The following is a 19,421-nucleotide window of genomic DNA, read 5'->3' on the forward strand; positions in this document are numbered from 1 at the left end:
GGGCATGTTCCTCGGCCGACCTGCGGGTTCGCCGAGCCTTTCGCACGGCGCTCGCCGCCCGGTCGGGGGCGTTTTGGGACGGCCGTACCGGTTGCCGGGAGCCGCATACCGGATCGGGGGCGAACCCCGTAGTCTCGTCTCAACGGACGATCGAATGAGGAGAGCACCGTGGAACCCGGTGGCCAGCCGAATATCCAGCAGATGCTGCAGCAGGCGCAGCGCATGCAGGAGCAGTTCATGAGCCTGCAGCGCGAACTCGCCGAGACGGAGGTCCAGGGCACCGCCGGCGGCGGGCTGGTCACCGCGACCGTCAACGGGCAGAACGAGGTCGTCAAGATCGTCATAGATCCTGCCGCCATCGACCCCGAGGACCCGGCGGACACCGCGGAGACCATCGCCGACCTGGTGCTCGCGGCCATCCACAACGCCACGGAAGAGGCCCAGAACCTCGCGCAGGAGAAGATGGGACCATTGACCGAGGGACTGGGCGGCGGCCTGGGCGGCCTGGGCCTTCCCGGCATGTGACCTGAGGCGGCGGATCCAGCAGACCCACGGACCCGCCGTGTGCCCATGTCCGCCGGGCGTGCTTCGATCGGGAGGTCTCGAAGGACGCCTGGGACGTCACCCGTGGTGGCCGTGTGCCGCATGAGGGAGCGTCCGCCCGTTGTGAACGGCCTCCACGAGAACGTCCACTCATGACGGCGCTCCCGGTGAGCGCGTCGACGACGAGAAGGGAGGGACCGTGTACGAAGGGGTTGTCCAGAACCTCATCGACGAGTTGGGCCGGCTGCCCGGCGTCGGGCCGAAGAGCGCACAGCGGATCGCCTTCCACCTGCTCGCCGCGGATCCCGCCGACGTCACGCGGCTGAGTGAGGCGCTGCGGGAGGTCAAGGACAAGGTCCGGTTCTGCGGCGTCTGCGGGAACGTCGCCGAGGCCGAGCAGTGCCGGATCTGCCGGGACGCCCGCCGGGACACCCACGTGATCTGCGTGGTGGAGGAGCCCAAGGACGTCGTCGCGATCGAGAAGACGCGGGAGTTCCGCGGGCGCTACCACGTGCTCGGCGGCGCGATCAGCCCCATCGAGGGCGTCGGCCCCGACGACCTGCGCATCCGGGAGCTCATGCAGCGCCTCGCGGACGGCGAGGTGACCGAGCTGATCCTGGCGACCGACCCGAATCTCGAAGGCGAGGCGACCGCCACTTATCTTGCCCGGCTCGTGAAACCGATGGGTCTCACCGTCACCCGGCTGGCCAGCGGCCTGCCGGTGGGAGGCGACCTGGAATACGCCGACGAGGTGACGCTCGGTCGCGCGTTTGAAGGACGGAGGCTGCTCGATGTCTGAGAACAGCAATTCTGAGCACAGCTGGATGACGCTCGCCGACCGTGTGGCGAAGCACGCCCAGAACTACCTGACCGGACTGAACGCCGTGGCGGTGGGCGAGACCGGAGGGCACACGGTGCCGCTGTTGCTGCTCGAGGTGTCGCAGATCGCGGTGGCCGGGGCCCAACTCGGCGCCAGCACCGACGTGATCCTGCCGGACAACTGGGAGCCGGACGTCGGCGAGGACCCGGACCTGGACACGGTCCGGCAGGGGCTGGCCGAACGGCTGACCACCGTCGACGAGTACGCCGAGGTCTTCGACCCGTACAAGGACGCCGAGACCACCGTGTACCGCCTGTCGGACGACCTGGTGGACGTGGCCAGCGACCTGGTGCACGGGCTCCGTCATTACGACGCCGACCGCAAGCTCGAGGCGCTGTGGTGGTGGCAGTACAGCTACTTCAACCACTGGGGCAACCACGCCGGTGCCGCGCTGCGGGCGCTCTACGCGGTCTCGGCGAGTGCGCGGCTGGACGTCATGGAGGAGCCGGTCGCGGGCTGACCCCCGATCAGCCAAGCCGGTCGCGGGCTGACCTCCGACCAGCCGGTCGCGGGCCGGCTCCCGACCAGCCGGTCGCGGGCCGGTCCCCGGCCGGTCACCGGATCCCCCCAAGATCGAAGAGACCCGTGGCCCTGACCGGGCCACGGGTCGGGCCGTCCCGGATCTCGTGGCGAGCGGGTCGTTTCGCGCAAGGTTTCCGGACCGTCACCCGACTTTCGGGAAATCTCGCATAGCGGGATAAACCGCGCTGGGTATCGCGTTGACCTCGGTAGACTCGGCGTTCGACTGCCCTGATCCCGATCCGAGGAGTGCACACGCGTGGCCCTAGTCGTGCAGAAGTACGGTGGCTCCTCCGTCGCCGACGCTGAGAGCATCAAGCGCGTCGCCCAGCGCATCGTCTCTACGAAACAGGACGGACACGACGTCGTCGTCGTGGTCTCCGCAATGGGCGACACGACGGACGAGCTCGTTGATCTCGCCAACCAGGTCAGCCCCCTGCCGCCCGCGCGTGAGCTGGACATGCTGCTCACCTCCGGCGAGCGGATCTCCATGGCGCTGCTCGCCATGGCCATCGCCAACCTCGGACACGAGGCGCGGTCCTTCACCGGCTCCCAGGCCGGCGTCATCACGGACAGCAAGCACGGCAAGGCGCGCATCATCGACGTGACGCCCAGCCGTATCCGCGACGCGATCGACGCGGGGTCGATCGCGATCGTCGCCGGGTTCCAGGGCGTCTCCCAGGATTCCAAGGACATCACCACGCTCGGTCGCGGCGGGTCCGACACGACGGCGGTGGCGCTGGCCGCGGGCCTCGGCGCGGACGTCTGCGAGATCTACACCGACGTCGACGGGATCTTCACCGCCGACCCGCGGATCGTGCCCGCGGCGCGCCGCATCCCGGACATCTCCTACGAGGAGATGATGGAGATGGCGGCCTGCGGCGCGAAGATCCTGCACCTGCGCTGCGTGGAGTACGCCCGGCGGTACGGCATGCCGATCCACGTACGGTCGTCGTTCAGCAACAAGACCGGGACCTGGGTCAAGACCAGCATCGAGGGAAACCAGATGGAACAAGCGATCATCTCCGGCGTCGCCCACGACCGGAGCGAGGCCAAGATCACCGTTGTCGGGGTGCCCGACAAGGTCGGCGAGGCGGCGACGATCTTCTCGACGCTGGCCGACGCCGAGATCAACATCGACATGATCGTGCAGAACATCTCGGCCGCGGCGACCAACCGCACGGACATCTCGTTCACGCTGCCCCGTACGGACGGCCAGGCCGCGATGAACGCCCTCAACAAGGTCAAGGACCGCATCGGGTTCGACTCGCTCCGCTACGACGACCAGATCGGCAAGGTCTCGCTGATCGGCGCGGGCATGCGCTCCCACCCGGGCGTCACCGCCAAGTTCTTCGGCTCGATCGCCGACGCGGGCGTCAACATCGAGATGATCTCGACCTCGGAGATCCGGATCTCGGTGGTCGTCGACCAGGACGACGTGGACGCCGCCGTCACCGCCGCCCACCGCGCGTTCGACCTGGACGCCGACCAGATCGAGGCCGTCGTCTACGGAGGTACCGGCCGATGAGTCGCAAGCCCACCCTCGCCCTCGTCGGGGCGACCGGCGCGGTCGGCACCGTCATGCGGGAGATCGTCTCGTCCCGGGAGGACGTGTACGGCGAGATCCGTCTCGTCGCCTCCGCCCGGTCCGCCGGCAAGCGGCTCTCGGTACGCGGCGAGGAGCTCGTCGTCCAGGAGTTGACCGCCGAGGTGTTCGACGGCGTCGACATCGCGATGTTCGACGTGCCGGACGAGGTGTCGAAGGTCTGGGTGCCGATCGCGGCCGAGCGCGGCGCGATCGGCGTGGACAAGTCCGGTGCGTTCCGGATGGAGCCGGACGTGCCGCTCGTCGTCCCCGAGGTGAACCCCGAGGCCGTACGGAACCGGCCGCGGAACATCATCTCGACGCCGAACTGCACGACCCTGTCGATGATGGCCGCGATGGGCGCGCTGCACGCGGAGTACGGCCTGGACTCCCTCGTCGTCGCCTCGTACCAGGCGGTGTCCGGGGCCGGCGTGGCCGGTTCGGAGCGGCTGTACGCGGAGATCGAGGCGGTCGCCGGCGACCGTACGCTCGGCCAGACCGCCGGTGACGTGCGCAAGGCGATCCAGAACCGCCTCGGCGAAACCGAGTCGCCGTTCCCCGCGCCGATGGCGCTCAACGTCGTGCCGTGGGCGGGTTCGCTCAAGGAGGGCGGCTGGGCGTCGGAGGAGCTCAAGCTCCGCAACGAGTCCCGCAAGATCCTGGGCATCCCCGACCTGAAGGTCTCCGCCACGTGCGTACGGGTGCCGGTGATCACGACGCACTCGCTGGCCGTGCACGCGACGTTCGAGCGGCCGATCACGGTGGAGGGCGCGCGTTCGATCCTGGACGCCGCCCCGACCGTCGTCGTCATGGACGACCCGGAGAACGGCGTGTTCCCGACGCCCGCCGACGTGGTCGGCACGGACCCGACGTACGTCGGCCGGATCCGCCAGGCGATCGACTTCCCCAACACGCTCGACCTGTTCGTCTGCGGCGACAATCTGCGCAAGGGCGCCGCGCTGAACGCCGCGGAGATCGCCGAACTGGTGGCCGCCGAGTTCAGCGCCTGACCGAGAAGTACCTGACCGGCGAGCGCCTGATCGGTGAGCGTTTGATCGGTGAGCGTTTGATCGATGAGTGCTTGACCGGCGAGTGCTCACCGACCAGTGTCTGGCCGGTGAGCGTCCGATCGACGTGAGACGTCCCGGCGGTGCCGCGCACCGCCGGGACGCTCATGTTTCACGGGAAACCTAATCGTCCGCGTCGTCGTCATCCCCGTCGGAGAAGCCGTCGACGTTCCGGCGGTCGCGATCCGCCTTGGTGGTCCCCGGCGCGCCCGGTGAACGTCCGGGTCCGTGGCCGACGCCCGGCTTGTCCGCCTGCTCGGTCCCCGGTCGGTCCTCGGGCCGCCCGGTCTTGTCCGGTTCGTGGTCGGGCGACGTCTTGGCGCCCTTCCACCCGGTCAGAGAGTCCGGAACGCCGCCGAAGGTGACGTCCCAGTGAGACCGCTCGCGGGCGAACGTCACCGGTCCCGGCGCCCGGTACTGCGCCGCGCCGTCGCCGCGCGTCGGGACGTGCTCGAAATGGTGCGGGATGAAGGTGTCGAGACACCGGTTGGGCAGGAGGTCGAGCTTGTAGCCCCCGCCGTGGCTGTAGCGGCCCGCCGCGTGTCCCGCCTCGGTGCCGCCGGAGACGGTCAGGTGGCAGTGGCTGGCCCCCTTCAGCGCCATCAGCCCGGCGAACGTCGCCGCCCGCAGCCCCTCGAACGAGGTGCAGTGCGGGTTGCCGCGCCGGCTGCAGTGTCCGGAGGAGATCCAGCGGACCCCCACCGCCCGGAACAGCGCACCGGCCAGTCGCTGGTGCAGCAGACCGGGCTCCGACGTCGGCGTGTGGGTGCGCGCCATGGCCGAACCGGCCATTAACGTCCAGAATCCGGCTGCGCAGCCGGCGATGACGGCAGTGCGTATCGACATGTAGCCCTCCCGTACTGTCGCATCGCCAGTCGCAGCATTGATCGTCGCGAGCGCGACACTCCGGCAAGGGACGCGCCGCTTTCCCGAATCCACACCAACTTCTGGCCGCTGGATGACGGACCCGGATGGTCCGCGGAGGGTCGTACAGTGTCGCGTGTGGCCACACCGACCAAGTCCGAGCAGACGAGAGAGTTGATCGCGAAGACCGCCCTGCGGCTGTTCCGCGAGCGTGGCTACGAGGCGACGACGATGCGCGCGATCGCCGCGGAGGCCGGTGTGTCGGTCGGCAACGCCTACTACTACTTCTCCTCGAAGGAAGAGCTGATCCAGCTCTACTACGAGCACTCGCAGGACGATCACACCGAGGCGTGCCGGGCCGTGCTGGCGCGGGAGCGGGAGTTCCGCGCGCGGCTGCTCGGGGTGGTGCGCGCCCGCATCGACACGCTGCAGCCGTACAAGGAGTTCGCCGGGAAGTTCTTCAAGTACGCGGCGGAGCCGACGAGTCCGCTGAGCCCGTTCAGCACGGAGTCGGCGCCGATCCGGGAGGCCGCGATCGCCGTCTACCGCGAGGTCGTCGAGGGCTCGACCCTCAAGACCGACACGGAGATCCGCGCCGACCTGCCCGAGCTGCTCTGGCTGTACAGCATGGGCGTCATCCTGCACTGGGTGTACGACAGCTCGCCGGGGGCGGCCAAGACCTACCGGTTGATCGAGCGGACGGTCCCGCTGATCGACCGTCTCGTCGGCCTCGCACGGGTGCCCGGCATGCGGGGGATCGTACGGGACGCCCTGGCGACCTACCGCGACCTGCGGCGGTGACGGGAGCCGACCGAATCCCTCACGCCGCGGCGGTCCGCGGGGATCGCGCTGGCGGGCCAAGGCGCCGGGGTCGTCGCGGTAGGTCCTGCCGGGATCGTGGTGGCAGAGGCAGGGCGCGGGGGCGTAGCGGTGAGGCGGCCCTGCCGGGGTCGTCGCGGTGGGTCCTGCTGGAATCGTGGTGGCGGGGGCAGGGCGCGGGGGCGTAGCGGTGAGGCGAGCCTGCCGGGACCGTCGCGGGTCCCGGCAGGCCCCGCGGGTCACGTCAGGTCGAGGTGCTTGCGGGCGAAGTCCATCGTCGCGGCGACCTGGCGGATGCGCTCCTCCACGACGAGGGAGCCGTGCCCGGCGTCGTACCGGTAGACCTCATGGTCCTTGCCCAGCTCCCGCAGGCGGGCCAGGTAGTTGTCGATCTGGCGGATCGGGCAGCGCGGGTCGTTCTCCCCGGCCATGACCAGCACCGGGGCGGTGACGCGCTCGACGTACGTGATCGGGGAGGACGCCTCGTACCGTTCGGGCACCTCCGTCGGCGAGCCGCCGAACAGCGACCGGTCGAACGCCTGCAGCGCCTCCATCTCGTCCTCGTACGCGGCGACGTAGTCGGCCACCGGGACGATGCCGATCGCGACGGTCCAGTCCTCCGGCTGGGTCCCGATGCCCAGCAGGGTGATGAACCCGCCCCACGACCCGCCGGTGAGGACGAGCCGCGCCGGATCGGCCAGCCCCGAGGAGACCGCCCAGTCGCGGACGGCCTTGATGTCCTCCAGCTCGGTCAGTCCGGGGCGGCCCTCGATGGCGTCGCGCCAGGCGCTGCCGTAGCCGGTGGAGCCCCGGTAGTTGACGCGGACGACGGCGAACCCGTGGTCCACCCACGCCGCGGTGTCGGGGGAGAAGGAGTCGGAGTCGTAGGCGGTCGGCCCGCCGTGGACGTCGAAGACCGTCGGGTACGGGCCCGGCCCGTCGGGCTTGGAGACCAGGGCGTGGATGTCACCGCCCGGCCCCGTCACCCAGGCGTCCTCGACCGGGACGGACTCGGGCGCGGGCGGGCCGGGCGGGGTGAGCACGACCTCGCCGGAGGTGGACCGGATCACCGGCGGGGACGCCGAGGAGGACCAGGAGAACTCGACCGTGCCGTCCGGGCGCGCGGTGGCGCCGCCGATCACGCCGGGCGGCGTGTCGATCCTCGACAGCTCGCCGCTCGTCAGGTCGTACCGGTAGAGCTCGTCGCGCGCGTGGTGGGAGTGCGAGATCAGCAGCGCGGACCCGTCGTGGTACCAGTCCGCGCCGATCTCCCCGGGGAGGTCCAGGGTGATCTCCTGGACGTCCCCGCTCACCGGGTCCCAGATCAGCGGCTCGGGCTTGCCCCGGCGCTCGTGTTCGACGAGCAGCCGCTGATCGCCGGGGACGGGCGAGAACGCCAGCCCGCCGAGACCCTTGCCCGGACCGTCCCACAGGTCGGCGACGGTCTCGCCGTCGGCCCGGACGACCCGCAGCGCCATGTGCCGGCTGTCGCCGTGCTCGCTGTGGTTGATCGCGACGAGCGACTCGTCCTTCGACAGGCCGATGGCGTAGGCGTCCTCGGCGTGGGAGTACAGGACGTACGGGTCGGCCCCCGGACGGGACACGTGGATCGTCGTGCCGCCGTCCGTGGACCGGCCGATGACGGCGAGTCCGCTGGACCCCACCGACAGCCCGGCGGGGTAGGCGGGCTCCAGGCCGGGAACGGCGGGCTCGTCCGGGCCGCCGCCGAACGGCTGGCGCTTCCACACCCCGAACTCGTCGCCGTCGGTGTCGGAGAACCACCAGATCCACTCACCGGTCGGCTCGACGCCGGCCATCCAGGTGCCGTTCGGCCGGTCGGTGACCTGTCTGCGGTCACCGGTCGTACGGTCCCAGGTGTAGATCTCCCACGTGCCCGTGGCGTTCGAGCGGTACACCGAGCGGTGCGGCGCGTCATCCGCCCAGCCCGGCAGGCTCACCCGCGCGGCCCGGAAGCGGGCCTTCCAGCGTTCGTCGTCACCCATGCGTCAAGTGTCTCAGTCCGTCTGCGGACCCGCGGGCACGGACTGCAGGCGGAGCTGGGTGGACTTGGTGCCGTACGCCCAGTCGAGCATCTTGGCGGCGTCGGTGAACCGGCGGTTCGGGTCGGTGGTCGTGCTGTTCAGGACGAGGCCGTAGATCGTACGGCCGCCGCGCTTGGCCGCGAACAGCAGGCAGTATCCGGCGCCGTCCGTGTGGCCGGTCTTGATGCCGATCGTGCCGCTGTAGGAGCCGAGCAGCAGGTTGGTGTTCTTCCAGCTGTAGGCGTGGTGGCGGCTGGTCTTCGACAGCTTGTACGTCTTCTCGGCCACGATCGACCGGAACGTCGAGCTGGCCATGGCCTTCTTCGTCAGCTTGATGACGTTGCTGGGCGTGGAGTACCCCTCCTTGTGGGAGGAGGTCGGCAGCCCGTCGGCGGTCCGGAAGTACGTGCTCGTCATGCCGAGCGACTTGGCCGTCTTGTTCATCTTGGCGAGGAACTTCGTCTGCCCGGGGCCGTACACGTCGGCGAGGGCGTACGCCGCGTCGCAGCCGGACGGCAGCATCATGCCGCTCAGCAGCTGCCGGACGGTCACCTTGTCGCCGGTCTTCAGGCCGGCGGTCGTGGCGTCGTTGTTCTTCACGTGGTCGACGTAGGACTTCTTGATGGTGACCGAGCGGTCGAGGCCGCCGGCGCGGAGCACGACGAGGGCGGTCATGACCTTGGTGATGCTGCCGATCGGGCGCTTCGTGGTGGTGGCGCGGCCCCAGAGCTTCTTGCCCTTGGAGGCGTCGTAGATGTAGGCGCCCTTGGCCACGACGCCGGACGGCGCGGAGGAGGCGGTCACGACCCTCGAACCGGCCGTCGGGGACGGCGTGGCCGCGAGGGCGTTCGGGGCGCCCAACGGAATTGAGGAGATCATGGCCCCCGCGACGGTGGCGGCGGTCAGGCGCGCGCTGAAACGCATGCGGACTCCTGGTGGTGGGGAAAGGGATCATGCTCGCAGGTGGGCGGAATGCGATGCAATCGGGACACGCGTGACCTTCGGTCCGGATGCGGTCAGCCCGCACGCTTCGCGGCGGCCCGTTCGCCCCTGATCGGGACGTTCGGGACGGCGCGTCGTACCGTTGAGGGGTGACGCCGAGATCCTCGACAGAGCTCGCACTGAGGCCCGACGGCACCGGTGACGAGGAGGTCGAACACGGCTACCCACCGCCCGCCCGGCCCGCCGGGAGCACCGTGGTCGCCTACTGCGGCGCGGTCATGACCGTGCGCGGGGAGTCCTCGTCCGCGCCTCCCCCGAACACCTGCGCCGAGTGCGCGAAGATCTGGCGACGCCGTCGCCGCCGCTCCCGCTGACCGGACGGCCCTCGCACGTGCATGCTGGGGGGCATGGAATCCGAATTCACGCTGATGGCCGTGCACGCCCACCCGGATGACGAGGTGATCGGCACGGGCGGCGTCCTCGCGCGCTACGCCGAGGAGGGCGTCCGTACGGTCCTGGTGACCTGTACGAACGGGGAACAGGGCGACGGCCCCGGTGGGGTCAAGCCCGGCGAACCGGGGCACGACCCGGCCGAGGTGAGCCGCCGGCGGCTCGACGAGCTCCAGGAGTCCGCCGCCCACCTGGCCATCGACCACGTCGAACTGCTCGGGTACCCGGACTCGGGGATGGCCGGCTGGGACGCCAACGCCGACGCCGAGGTGTTCAGCAACGTCCCCCTCGACCGGTCGGCCGCCCGGCTCGCCGAGCTGATGGAGCGGTACCGCCCCCAGGTCGTGGTCACCTACGACGAGAAGGGCGGGTACGGGCACCCCGACCACATCCAGGCGCACCGGATCGCGATCGCCGCCGCTGAGGCGACGGGAATCCCCCGCAAGCTCTACTACACGGCCATCCCCCGGGCCGGAATCGCCCAGATGATGGACTACCTGCGCAGCACCGGCGTCGATGTGGGGGACTTCGACCTCCCGGAGGACTTCGGGACGCCGGACGAGGAGATCACCACCGCCGTGGACGTCTCCGCCTACTTCGAGCGCAAGCGCAAGGCCCTGGAGGCCCACGCCAGCCAGGGCGAGAACATCTTCCTGCTGCGCATGCCCGAGGAGGCGCAGCTCCAGGCGCTCGGCCGTGAGGTCTTCGTGCGGCGCTTCAGCGCCGTTCCCGTCCCCGACGGGGAGGAGGACGACCTGTTCGCCGGCCTGCGCTGACCGGGCGGCGCGGAGGGCCGACGCGGCCCGGCCCTCCGCGCGGGCGGAGGTCGGCTCGCGCGTCCTCGGAACCGCATACGCCGATCCGCCGGGCGCGCGTGCCCCACATGTAGGGTTCTGCCGACATACCGCCTGATCGCGAGGAGTATGCCGGATTGTCGCTGCACAGCCTGTTGGGTCCGCTTCTCGCGCCCGCCGTCACGCTCGGCGGCACACCGACGAGCTGGGCCGAGGTCCTCGGGTTCGCCACCGGCGCGATCAACGTCTGGCTCGTCGTCCGCCAGCACATCGCCAACTGGCCGATCGGCATCGCGAACGTCGTCCTGCTCGGCCTGATCTTCGTGGACGGCGGCCTGTACGCCGACGCGGGCCTGCAGGCGGTCTACGTCGTCCTCCAGGCGTGGGGCTGGTGGGAGTGGTTGTACGGCGGGCAGGAGCGCGGTGAACGCCGCGTCCAGCGGACGTCGCGCACCGAGTGGGCCGGGATCGCGGCGGCCGGCCTGGCGGCCATCGGCCTGCTGACCTGGGTGCTGAGCACCTGGACCGACTCGAACGTCCCCTTCTGGGACGCGCTGACCACCGTGATCTCGCTGGCGGCGACGTACGGCCAGAGCCGCAAGCTGCTGGAGTCCTGGTGGCTGTGGATCAGCGCCGACCTGATCTACATCCCGCTGTACGCCTACAAGCAGCTCTACCTGACCAGCGTGCTCTACGTCGTCTTCCTCGCGCTGTGCGTCGCCGGGCTGCTCGCCTGGCGGAAGGACTGGACCCGGCGGGCGGTGGCCTCGTGAGGTATGAGCACGGGCTGGTCATCGGGAAGTTCTATCCGCCGCACGCCGGCCACCATCACCTGATCGACACGGCGGCGGACGCCTGCGCGCGCGTGACCGTCGTCGTGGCCGCCTCGACCGTGGAGAGCATCCCGGTGGCCCTGCGCGCGGCGTGGCTCCGGGAACGGCACCCCCAGCCGCACGTCGAGATCGTCCCGGTCCTCGACGACGTCGAGGTCGACTACGACTCCGACGAGATCTGGGCGGCGCACGTGACGGCGTTCCGAACCGGCCTGGCCACGGCGTCCGGGCACGGCGTCGGCGCGCTCGGCGTACCGCCGGTCGACGCGGTGTTCAGCTCCGAGGCGTACGGTCCCGAGCTCGCGCGCCGGTTCGCCGCCGCGCACGTCCCCGTCGATCCGCCGCGCGACCGGTTCCCGGTCAGCGGCACCGCCGTACGGCGGGACCCCGCCGCCTGCTGGGAGTGGCTCTCGCCCGCCGTCCGGGCGTACCTCACCCGGCGCGTCGTCGTCCTCGGCGCGGAGTCCTCGGGCACCACCACGCTCAGCCGCGCCCTGGCCGCGCACTACGCCGCCCGGGGCGGGGTCTGGGCGGCGACCCGATGGGTTCCGGAGTACGGCCGCCTGTACTGCGAGGAGAAGCTGGCCGTCGCCCGGCGGGCCGATCCGGGCCTGTGGATCGGGGATCTCGACTGGTCATCGGAGGAGTTCACGGTGATCGCCGAGCGGCAGCTCGCCCTGGAGGACGCGGCCGCCCGTTCCGGTTCCCCGCTGCTGGTCTGCGACACCGACGCGTTCGCCACCTGCCTCTGGCACGAGCGCTACGTCGGCGCGCCGGCCCCCGACGTCGAACGCCTGCACGCCCGCGCCCACCACGACCTGTGGATCCTGACGGACACCGGCGGCGTGCCCTTCGAGCAGGACGGCTGGCGCGACGGCGAGTCGATCCGGGAACGGATGTCGGAACGGTTCCGGGAGGAGCTCGACCGGCGCGGCCTGCCGTACGTCGTCGTCACCGGGACCCACGAGGACCGCCTCGCCACCGCCGTCACCGCCGTCGACGCGCTCCTGGCCAAGGGCTGGACGTTCTCCGACCCGCTCTGACCGGCCCGGATCCGCATCAGGAGCACCCGTCCGCGCGAGGGTGTCGCGCAGGAACCCGTCGTCCGATCGGCCCCGGACCGCATCAGGATTCGTCCCCGCCGGTCGCGTGCTGCAGCCCGTCCAGCAGGACCGCGAGGCCCGCGCGGAACTCCTGGTCCGCCGTCACCTCCGCCGCCAGCCGTCCCGTCTCGGCCATCAGCGGGAACTCCCCGGCCGGCAGCGCGGCGATCCCCCGGGTGCCCGCGCCGGACAGCGGGCCGAGATGCTCGAGCTGGATCGCCCCGATCAGGTACGCGATCAGGCCGCGCAGCGCGATGACGCGCCGTTCGCCGTCGATCCCCGCCTCGGTGAGGATGCCGAGCACCGTCTCCGCCCAGCGCAGATTGCTCGGTGAGCTCTGCCGGTGGGTGAGCGTCAGCGGAACGACCTCCGGGTGCGCGGCGACCGCGCGACGTACGCGCTCCACCATGGTCGCGAGCCGGTCCCGCCACGACGGTCCGGTCGGCGGCGTGGTGTCGACCGCGCCCAGCACGCGTTCGACGACCAGCCCCTCCAACTGCTCGCGGTCGTCGACGTAGCGGTACAGCGACATCGTCCCCATGCCGAGCTCCTTGGCGACGGCGCGCATCGTCAGCGCGGCGAGTCCCTCGCGGTCGATGACCGCGAGCGCGGCCGCGGCGATCTGTGACTCGGTGAGCGAGCGTGGACGGGGCATGGCCAGACAGCGTACAAGGTACGCGTACGAGTGTTAGCGTATGTTGTACGCCTACCTGAAGGGTGACCCGATGACCGAACCCGACGCTTCTCACCGGCTCCACCCCGGTGACGTCATCCGGGACCGCGAACTCACTCCCGTCACCGGCCCCGCGATCCGCCTCCCGCAGCCGGGCCACCTCGTCCACGTGCAGTTCCGCCGCTTCGCGGGCTGCCCGGTCTGCAACCTCCACCTGCGATCGATCGTCCGCCGGCACGCCGAGATCGAGGCGGCCGGCATCCGCGAGGTCGTCCTCTTCCACTCGCCGGCCGACGAACTGCGCGAGTACACGCCGGACCTGCCGTTCGCCGTCATCGCCGATCCGGACAAGCGGCTGTACGTCGAGTTCGGCGTCGAATCGGCGAAACGGGCGCTCCTGAACCCGCGGGTCTGGGGCACGATCGGCCGCGCGGTCCTGCGCAACGCCTGGGGGATCGTGCGCGGCCGGGAACGCGCCCCCGCGGCGACCCCGCACGGCGGGCGCTTCGGCCTGCCGGCCGACTTCCTGATCGCCGCGGACGGCACCATCCTGGCCTGCAAGTACGGCGACCACGCCTACGACCAGTGGTCCGTCGACGAACTGCTCGCCCTGGCCTCCCAGGCGCCCGAACTCACCGAGCGGCGGCGGTGAGCACGGCCCGATTCTGACTCGCGCAACGGCCGCCGGGCGGAGACGAAGGTACGCCTGGAACTGGTGCCCCCCGCCTGATCCGCCCCGGCGAGGTCAACTCGCCGACGCGGCGCCGCGGTTCAGCGTCAGGGACAGGACACTCTGCAGGCCGTACCAGTCACAGGAGACGACGCTCGCGTGCGCTGCGGCCAGCCGGGCCACCCGTGCCTGCGCGTCGGACACCGGCGGGGCGTACTGGTCGAGCGCTGGCGCCACGTTGTGCGCGTCGGTCATGGTCAGGAGGTAGTGGTTCGCGTCGTACCAGGCCGTGTCGACGCCGCCCACGTACGTGGCGGCGTCGCCGTCGAAGACGACGAACCACGGCCGGATCGAGGTGTCGGCGTACTGCGTGCGCGGATCGCCGGAGGCGGCACCGAGGACCGCGGGGAACGTCGTGGCGGTCGCCGTCGTGCCCGCCGCGCGGAGATTCTTCAGGTAGGTGGCGTACTCGACGTCGGTGTGCAGCGTGTCGGTCGGGTTGTTCAGCTCGACCGTGCCCGGGATGACGTACATGATGAGCCTGCCCGCGAGCGCGGCGCGGCTCGGCCAGGCGTTCGCCCTGGCGGCCTCGTCGAGACTCGCGTGGCCGCCCAAGAGGTCGGCGGGCCGGTACAGCACGCTCCCGACGTGGGCGTTGACATAGGAGTCGAACGCCGCCGGTCCCATGCCGTAGTTGTTCTGGAAGCCGGCCTTGAGCTCGACCTTGACCTGGATCGGGCCCTTTCCGGGGTGCGCGGCCAGCCAGTACTTGATGTCGTCGAGGCACGACCCGAGGTCCTTGTTCGCGCTGCCCGAGTAGATGTCGGACGGGCTCGACGCGTCGACGCAGTTGTTCTTGTTGCTGGTCAGTGAATCGTGGCTGACCTTCCATTCATGGGTGAAGACGTCGTCCCAGGCGTCGAGCTCGACCATCGACGCGCCCGCGTCGAGGGCCTTCGCCAGGTACGGATACGCGGCGGGGTTGTAGGCGTTGTGCACGCCGACCACCGTCGTCTGCGCCAGCGACACGTCCGCGCGAGCGGTCCGCGCGGACAGCACCGACCCGCCCACTCCCAGCGCTCCCGTCAGCACGGCCGCCGCGGCGACCGCGACGCACCTCCGAAGGCCGACCCACATCCCGCCTCCCAGATCCGTACCGGAATGAAGAGCGTACGGGGGAATATTCACCCCGTTCACGGCTACGAATAAAGCGAAATCTCGTCGCTGATATGAATTTATTTCTGTCAAGCGCAGAGTCCGCCGAAGAGAGGCTTTGATCTCGGGCTATGCTTACTGATTGACACGGGGATGCGCGGCCAGTAGTGGGCAGCGGGGAGACGGTCGCGGTCACGATGGAGGGGCCATGGTCCCCATGACCAGGGACTTTGGTCCCTTGAGAGAAGTAGGTGCGCCGGGGCAGTCTGGGAGGTGGCCTACGGGACGTGCGAGGGAGCTCGACCACACGAATCGCCCGGACGGGATTCGCGAGGAAGGGCTGAGAGGCCGGAAGGGGCGATGAGCCCCTACAGGAGCTGAAAGGCTCTTGGACGGCGACCCCCACGACCTGACCCGGACAATGCCGGCGAAGGGAAATCGCCCTGTAGGTCCTTTATGCGCGCCCGGACCGGCTGTCCTCGGGCTCGGCGAAACGCTGGTGTCCCAGCACCCCGAGCAGCCGCAGCTTCTCGTGGTCCTCGGTGTTCGGCGCGGCGGTGAGCACGAGCAGCGCCTGCGACTGGTCCTCGGTGAACAGCACCTGGCAGTCCACCTCGATCGGGCCGAGTTCGGGATGCACGAGCGTCTTGTGGTCCTCGAAGCGCTTGGCCACCTCGTGCCGTTCCCACAGCCCGGCGAACTCCGGGCTCGCCTTCTGCAGCGCCCGTACGAGCTCGCCCGCCGGCGAGTTCGGGCCCATCGACCCGTACGCCACGCGCAGGTTCGCGACCTGGGCGCGACTCTGCCGGTCACGGTCGTCCTCGGGATAGCGCAGCCGCTCCCCGGGATCGGTGAACCAGCGGTAGGTCTCGCTGCGGGCCAGGCCCGTGTAGCCCGACCTGTCGCCGAACAGCGCCTCGGCCATCCGGTTCTGCACGAGGGTCTCGCCCAGGTTGGACAGGATGAGCGCGGGGGTGTCGGCGAGGCGGTCCAGCACGCGGAGCAGCGCGGGCGCGACGTGCGCCGCGGCCGACATCGGAGCCGGCGGGTTGTGCCCGGCCACCTGGAACAGGTAGTCCCGCTCGTCACCGGTCAACCGCAGCGCCCGGGCGAGCGACCCGAGCATCTGCTCGCTCGGCTGCGGACCGCGCTGCTGCTCGAGCCGCGTGTAATAGTCGGTCGACATCACGGCGAGGGCCGCGACCTCCTCCCGCCGGAGGCCGGGGGCCCGGCGGCGCGCACCCTCCGGGAGCCCGACGTCCTCGGGTCGCAGTGCGTCGCGGCGGCGACGCAGGAAGTCCGCCAGTGCTGCACGATCCATGCGTCCATTATTCGGGCGGCGCCCTGTGCCAGCCAGGGATCGCCGATCCCCCGATGACCGCTCTCTGCACCCACGGCGGCCGGTGGGCAAGTCTTGAGACATGGACATCACCGGAAACACCGTCTTCATCCCCGGCTCCACCAGCGGCATCGGTCTCGCCCTCGCCCTCGAACTCCAGGCCAAGGGCAACACCGTCATCGTCGGCGGCCGCCGTACCGAGCTGCTCGAACAGATCGCCACCGAGCACCCCGGCATCGACACCGTTCAGATCGACACGGCGGACGCGGCGAGCATCGAGGCCGCCGCGAAGCAGGTGCTGGCCAAGCACCCGGACCTCAACGTCCTCATCGCGATGGCGGGCATCATGCGCGTCGAGGACTGGCACCGCCCCGAGTCCTTCCTGGCCTCGGCCGAGTCCATCGTGACGACCAACGTGCTCGGCCCGATCCGGCTGATCGCCGCGTTCATCGAGCACCTGCAGGCGCAGCCGGACGCCACGATCGTCACCGTCTCCTCGGGTCTCGCGTTCACGCCGCTCAAGGTCACCCCGAGCTACAACGCGTCGAAGGCCGCGATCCACATGCTCAGCGAGTCGATCCGGCTGCAGCTCGCCGACACCAGCGTGAAGATCGTCGAGCTCGAGCCGCCCGCCGTCCGCACCTCGCTGCTGCCCGGCCAGGAGGAGAGCGAGTTCGCGATGCCGCTCGACGAGTTCGTGGCGGAGGTCATGGAACTGCTCGAGACCCGGCCCGACGCCAAGGAGATCCAGGTCGAGCGGGTGAAGCTCCTCCGGTACGGCGAGGCCCGCGGCGACTACGACCAGGTCGTCGCGACCCTCAACGCCTCCGACCCGCACGGGAAATAGCCGGACCGACCTCGCGGATCTATCGATCCGTCCACGTGACGTAGTCCTGAACGCGCCTGTCCAGGATCAGGAAGTCCGCGGCCGGTTGCTGTCTGGCCCATTCAATGGCTGCCTCGCCGGTATCCGGTGATTCAGCGAACCTGTCCTCGTCGTGCCAGGAGGCCCTCCGCTCACCGTTCTCATCGAAGGTGATGAAGACGGTGCCGTGGCCCGGCCTCGGAGGCTGCGGCGTTGGCAGGGGCTCGACGGGGGGGCGTGGGGCCCGCCTGGCGGCGGGCGGGAGAGAGGCGGCGGGGACTGACTGCCCCACAGGTAGCGGGGCGTGGGAGAAGAAGGTCAACTTCTCGTCCTGCTCATGGCGCTCAGGCATCCGGCCGCCTCTCGATGGAGTCCCTACCTACCTAGCCGCCGTTTCCGGTCGTCTTGCAGAGCTTAGTCGAGCGTGCTTTCACACAGGCGTCCCAGCCCCGGAACTTCTCTCCTGCGTGGCCGTCATCGCCGATGGCGTGGGATCCGTCCTTGAAGGTCACCATGAAGTCGACCATGGGGAACTTGGTGACATTATTCGTTGAGCCGAAGGTCCGGTTGATCTTGTATCCGTTGTAGGCGCCCCCGCTGGACGATCCGTCAGCGCCATCGTGCTTCCACGTGCTGCACGTCTTGTCGCGAGCACCCTTGATGTTGACGCCGCACTGGTAGTAGTAGCGGAGCACGAAGTAGGACGGCCCGGACCAGGGCGCTGACCACATCGTGTTGGTCCACCGCTTGGACGTGGTGCCCTGGAGGGATTCGATCAGTTGTAGGCGTACCTGCTGGATCGGCTTGCAGCCGTTGGAACCGCAAGACGCCTCGATGGCCCAGACGTAGGCGGACGCATAGGTGTAATCCGTCCGGCGGTTCCCGCGTCGGAGGTGGTATCCGCTCGGGGTGTTGGTCCGGACCTTGAGCGTCCCCTTGAGCTGCTGCCTGGCTACCTGCGGGAGCGCGCCCGTCGGGGTGAGCGTGTTGAGCGGCATGGGCCGGGCGGAGAAGAACGTGACCTTCTTGCCTTGGGTGACCGTTTGGGCTCGGCCGGTCCCCGCGAGGGCGGAGACGACCAGCCCGGCCGATGAAATCGCGATGACGGCGGCACTGGTTACGCGGCCTACTGCCATCTTCGGTTCGGTGTTCACATCGACCTCCGTAACGGGCGAACGAACGGTCATTCACGTTACGAATCATCAGTCGAGTGACACATCCGTAGAAACCCCGACAGATCATTGATCGAGGTTCAGATGGCATGCGTGTCCAAAAAGTGCAAATCATAATAAGGGTCGCACGTAAATGAGAATAAGGGCTGCTTCTCTGTCGCTTGACGGGAGAAGGGTGCCGACCACGCGCCGGGCTACGACGGCGTGGTCAACGACTACTTCCTCGTCCGCGCTGAGGCGTTCCGTCCGCACGGCACCTTGTCCGACGGTGAACTCGCCGACGAGAACATCAGCGGGTTTCGATGGTGGCCGCCGCAGGAGATCGCCGAATATCGCGGCCCCGACCTGTTCTCGCCTCGCGACCTCGCCACCCCTTTGGCGGCGTTGATCAGCCACGGCATTCCGGCGCACGTGGTCGAACTCGGCCTGTGAGGAGTGTCCCGGCGGGGTGGTGGCTCGTGCCGCCACCCCGCCGGGACGTTGGATCACCTGCTCCGATCAGCGCGGATCAGGCAGAGGTTCGTGCCGCCTCAGCGCGGGCGGCCCTGTGGGTACTTCGGGCTGAGCCATCGGGCGTTCAGGCCCGGGACGTATGTGCGGCGAGTTCGGCCAGGTGGTGCAGCGAGTTGGTGAGGTGCTCAGGGCCGAACGGCGGGAACTGGAGGTACTCCCGGATGAACTGCGGCACCGCCGACCAGTCGTAGGTGAGCGTGACCTCGGTCTCGGACGGACCGAGCGGCACCAGGTCGTAACGCCAGCTCCAGCCGCCGAACTCCAGCCGGCCGTCGCCCTTCTCCTGCCCCGGCAGCCAGCCGATGGCGCGCGCCGGGTCGAGCACCTGGACCTTGTTGGCCATCCGGTAGTCACCGTCTGGATGGTTGGCGTGATACATGTCCATCCGGAAGATCTGCCCCACCTCGGTCAGCGGCGCCCGGTCGACGGCCTCCCGCACCCAGCCGGTGCCGTCGATCGCGGAATGGGTCGTCGGGTCCGCCAGCACCGCGAACACCCTGGCGGCGGGCACGGCGACGGTCAGGGCGGCGCTCATGTTCTCCTGGTCCACGGGGTGCACGCTCCTTGTCAGCTCATCTCGGCCTCCCGCAGGC

General features: G+C 69.9%; 21 protein-coding genes. 13 read left to right on the forward strand and 8 right to left on the reverse strand.

Translation table 11 applies throughout. The features are described from left to right. Window positions 1-168 precede the first annotated feature (168 nt). The 5 genes from AB0K82_RS09635 (at window position 169) to AB0K82_RS09655 (ending at window position 4,537) form a co-directional block, all read left to right on the forward strand. Complete coding sequence (locus AB0K82_RS09635; RefSeq protein WP_345366074.1) at window positions 169-525, forward strand: YbaB/EbfC family nucleoid-associated protein; 357 nt, start codon at window positions 169-171, stop codon at window positions 523-525. Window positions 526-742: 217 nt separating this feature from the next. Next, the gene (gene recR / locus AB0K82_RS09640; protein ID WP_364394785.1) at window positions 743-1,342 is read left to right on the forward strand and encodes a recombination mediator RecR; all 600 of its coding nucleotides are present in this window, start codon (window positions 743-745) and stop codon (window positions 1,340-1,342) included. Further along, complete coding sequence (locus AB0K82_RS09645) at window positions 1,335-1,883, forward strand: DUF5063 domain-containing protein (RefSeq protein WP_364394787.1); 549 nt, start codon at window positions 1,335-1,337, stop codon at window positions 1,881-1,883. The genes recR and AB0K82_RS09645 overlap by 8 nt, the downstream gene beginning before the upstream one ends. Before the next feature lie 318 nt (window positions 1,884-2,201). Next, window positions 2,202-3,470 (forward strand): aspartate kinase, encoded by a 1,269-nt coding sequence (locus AB0K82_RS09650; protein WP_364394789.1) that lies wholly within the window; start codon window positions 2,202-2,204, stop codon window positions 3,468-3,470. Then, window positions 3,467-4,537: an aspartate-semialdehyde dehydrogenase gene (locus AB0K82_RS09655; protein ID WP_364394791.1), complete on the forward strand. Its 1,071-nt coding sequence runs from the start codon at window positions 3,467-3,469 to the stop codon at window positions 4,535-4,537. The genes AB0K82_RS09650 and AB0K82_RS09655 overlap by 4 nt, the downstream gene beginning before the upstream one ends. 180 nt (window positions 4,538-4,717) lie before the next feature. On the opposite strand, the gene AB0K82_RS09660 is transcribed toward AB0K82_RS09655, so the two are convergent. Next, complete coding sequence (locus AB0K82_RS09660) at window positions 4,718-5,440, reverse strand: hypothetical protein (RefSeq protein ID WP_364394793.1); 723 nt, start codon at window positions 5,438-5,440, stop codon at window positions 4,718-4,720. Window positions 5,441-5,596: 156 nt separating this feature from the next. Between AB0K82_RS09660 and AB0K82_RS09665 the strand changes: the two genes are divergently transcribed. Next, window positions 5,597-6,259, forward strand: coding sequence for a TetR family transcriptional regulator (locus tag AB0K82_RS09665; protein ID WP_364394795.1), 663 nt, complete (start codon window positions 5,597-5,599; stop codon window positions 6,257-6,259). A 257-nt stretch (window positions 6,260-6,516) separates the two neighbouring features. Here AB0K82_RS09665 and AB0K82_RS09670 read toward each other — a convergent pair whose 3' ends face one another. Together AB0K82_RS09670 and AB0K82_RS09675 are read right to left on the reverse strand one after the other, a co-directional pair. Then, complete coding sequence (locus AB0K82_RS09670; RefSeq protein ID WP_364394797.1) at window positions 6,517-8,280, reverse strand: prolyl oligopeptidase family serine peptidase; 1,764 nt, start codon at window positions 8,278-8,280, stop codon at window positions 6,517-6,519. Between the two features lie 12 nt (window positions 8,281-8,292). Then, on the reverse strand, window positions 8,293-9,243 hold the full coding sequence (locus tag AB0K82_RS09675; protein ID WP_364394799.1) for a serine hydrolase: 951 nt from the start codon (window positions 9,241-9,243) through the stop codon (window positions 8,293-8,295). Between the two features lie 167 nt (window positions 9,244-9,410). On the opposite strand from AB0K82_RS09675, the gene AB0K82_RS09680 reads away from it, so the two are divergent. The 4 genes from AB0K82_RS09680 to AB0K82_RS09695 all read left to right on the forward strand — a co-directional run bounded on the left by AB0K82_RS09680 (window position 9,411) and on the right by AB0K82_RS09695 (window position 12,381). Further along, window positions 9,411-9,635, forward strand: coding sequence for a hypothetical protein (locus tag AB0K82_RS09680; RefSeq protein ID WP_364394801.1), 225 nt, complete (start codon window positions 9,411-9,413; stop codon window positions 9,633-9,635). Window positions 9,636-9,668: 33 nt separating this feature from the next. Continuing rightward, window positions 9,669-10,487, forward strand: a complete 819-nt coding sequence (locus tag AB0K82_RS09685) for a PIG-L family deacetylase (RefSeq protein WP_364394803.1) — start codon at window positions 9,669-9,671, stop codon at window positions 10,485-10,487. A gap of 155 nt (window positions 10,488-10,642) precedes the next feature. Continuing rightward, window positions 10,643-11,278, forward strand: a complete 636-nt coding sequence (pnuC, locus tag AB0K82_RS09690; protein WP_364394805.1) for a nicotinamide riboside transporter PnuC — start codon at window positions 10,643-10,645, stop codon at window positions 11,276-11,278. Further along, window positions 11,275-12,381, forward strand: a complete 1,107-nt coding sequence (locus AB0K82_RS09695; RefSeq protein ID WP_364394807.1) for an AAA family ATPase — start codon at window positions 11,275-11,277, stop codon at window positions 12,379-12,381. Before pnuC ends, AB0K82_RS09695 begins: the two co-directional genes overlap by 4 nt. Before the next feature lie 82 nt (window positions 12,382-12,463). Here AB0K82_RS09695 and AB0K82_RS09700 read toward each other — a convergent pair whose 3' ends face one another. Then, window positions 12,464-13,096, reverse strand: a complete 633-nt coding sequence (locus tag AB0K82_RS09700) for a TetR/AcrR family transcriptional regulator (protein WP_364394809.1) — start codon at window positions 13,094-13,096, stop codon at window positions 12,464-12,466. 70 nt (window positions 13,097-13,166) lie between these two features. Here AB0K82_RS09700 and AB0K82_RS09705 point away from each other — a divergent pair, with 70 nt between their 5' ends. Continuing rightward, the gene (locus AB0K82_RS09705) at window positions 13,167-13,766 is read left to right on the forward strand and encodes a peroxiredoxin-like family protein (protein ID WP_364394811.1); all 600 of its coding nucleotides are present in this window, start codon (window positions 13,167-13,169) and stop codon (window positions 13,764-13,766) included. Between the two features lie 93 nt (window positions 13,767-13,859). Here the strand turns inward: AB0K82_RS09705 and AB0K82_RS09710 are convergent, their stop codons facing one another. Together AB0K82_RS09710 and AB0K82_RS09715 are read right to left on the reverse strand one after the other, a co-directional pair. Then, the gene (locus AB0K82_RS09710) at window positions 13,860-14,921 is read right to left on the reverse strand and encodes a phosphatidylinositol-specific phospholipase C domain-containing protein (protein ID WP_364394813.1); all 1,062 of its coding nucleotides are present in this window, start codon (window positions 14,919-14,921) and stop codon (window positions 13,860-13,862) included. 472 nt (window positions 14,922-15,393) lie between these two features. Then, on the reverse strand, window positions 15,394-16,260 hold the full coding sequence (locus AB0K82_RS09715) for a helix-turn-helix transcriptional regulator (protein WP_364394815.1): 867 nt from the start codon (window positions 16,258-16,260) through the stop codon (window positions 15,394-15,396). 100 nt (window positions 16,261-16,360) lie between these two features. Between AB0K82_RS09715 and AB0K82_RS09720 the strand changes: the two genes are divergently transcribed. Continuing rightward, window positions 16,361-17,125, forward strand: a complete 765-nt coding sequence (locus AB0K82_RS09720; RefSeq protein ID WP_364394817.1) for an SDR family NAD(P)-dependent oxidoreductase — start codon at window positions 16,361-16,363, stop codon at window positions 17,123-17,125. A 401-nt stretch (window positions 17,126-17,526) separates the two neighbouring features. Here AB0K82_RS09720 and AB0K82_RS09725 read toward each other — a convergent pair whose 3' ends face one another. Further along, window positions 17,527-18,297: a hypothetical protein gene (locus AB0K82_RS09725; protein WP_364394819.1), complete on the reverse strand. Its 771-nt coding sequence runs from the start codon at window positions 18,295-18,297 to the stop codon at window positions 17,527-17,529. A 222-nt stretch (window positions 18,298-18,519) separates the two neighbouring features. On the opposite strand from AB0K82_RS09725, the gene AB0K82_RS09730 reads away from it, so the two are divergent. Beyond that, entirely contained in the window at window positions 18,520-18,747 is a 228-nt protein-coding gene (locus AB0K82_RS09730; RefSeq protein ID WP_364394821.1) for a hypothetical protein, read from the forward strand. Window positions 18,748-18,892: 145 nt separating this feature from the next. Here AB0K82_RS09730 and AB0K82_RS09735 read toward each other — a convergent pair whose 3' ends face one another. After that, window positions 18,893-19,378 carry a hypothetical protein gene (locus tag AB0K82_RS09735; RefSeq protein ID WP_364394823.1) on the reverse strand — a complete coding sequence of 162 codons (486 nt, stop codon included), beginning with the start codon at window positions 19,376-19,378 and terminating at the stop codon, window positions 18,893-18,895. Window positions 19,379-19,421: the final 43 nt, after the last annotated feature.

Source organism: Actinoallomurus sp. NPDC052274, assembly GCF_040679475.1.
GTDB lineage: Bacteria > Actinomycetota > Actinomycetes > Streptosporangiales > Streptosporangiaceae > Actinoallomurus > Actinoallomurus liliacearum.

Bases quoted from the DNA above. Each gene is read 5' to 3' on its own strand.
- AB0K82_RS09715 (WP_364394815.1), bottom strand. From the start codon at position 16,260: ATGGATCGTGCAGCACTGGCGGACTTCCTGCGTCGCCGCCGCGACGCA.
- AB0K82_RS09660 (WP_364394793.1), bottom strand. From the start codon at position 5,440: ATGTCGATACGCACTGCCGTCATCGCCGGCTGCGCAGCCGGATTCTGG.
- AB0K82_RS09720 (WP_364394817.1), top strand. From the start codon at position 16,361: ATGGACATCACCGGAAACACCGTCTTCATCCCCGGCTCCACCAGCGGC.
- AB0K82_RS09670 (WP_364394797.1), bottom strand. From the start codon at position 8,280: ATGGGTGACGACGAACGCTGGAAGGCCCGCTTCCGGGCCGCGCGGGTG.
- AB0K82_RS09685 (WP_364394803.1), top strand. From the start codon at position 9,669: ATGGAATCCGAATTCACGCTGATGGCCGTGCACGCCCACCCGGATGAC.
- AB0K82_RS09700 (WP_364394809.1), bottom strand. From the start codon at position 13,096: ATGCCCCGTCCACGCTCGCTCACCGAGTCACAGATCGCCGCGGCCGCG.
- AB0K82_RS09710 (WP_364394813.1), bottom strand. From the start codon at position 14,921: ATGTGGGTCGGCCTTCGGAGGTGCGTCGCGGTCGCCGCGGCGGCCGTG.
- AB0K82_RS09645 (WP_364394787.1), top strand. From the start codon at position 1,335: ATGTCTGAGAACAGCAATTCTGAGCACAGCTGGATGACGCTCGCCGAC.
- AB0K82_RS09655 (WP_364394791.1), top strand. From the start codon at position 3,467: ATGAGTCGCAAGCCCACCCTCGCCCTCGTCGGGGCGACCGGCGCGGTC.
- AB0K82_RS09675 (WP_364394799.1), bottom strand. From the start codon at position 9,243: ATGCGTTTCAGCGCGCGCCTGACCGCCGCCACCGTCGCGGGGGCCATG.
- AB0K82_RS09705 (WP_364394811.1), top strand. From the start codon at position 13,167: ATGACCGAACCCGACGCTTCTCACCGGCTCCACCCCGGTGACGTCATC.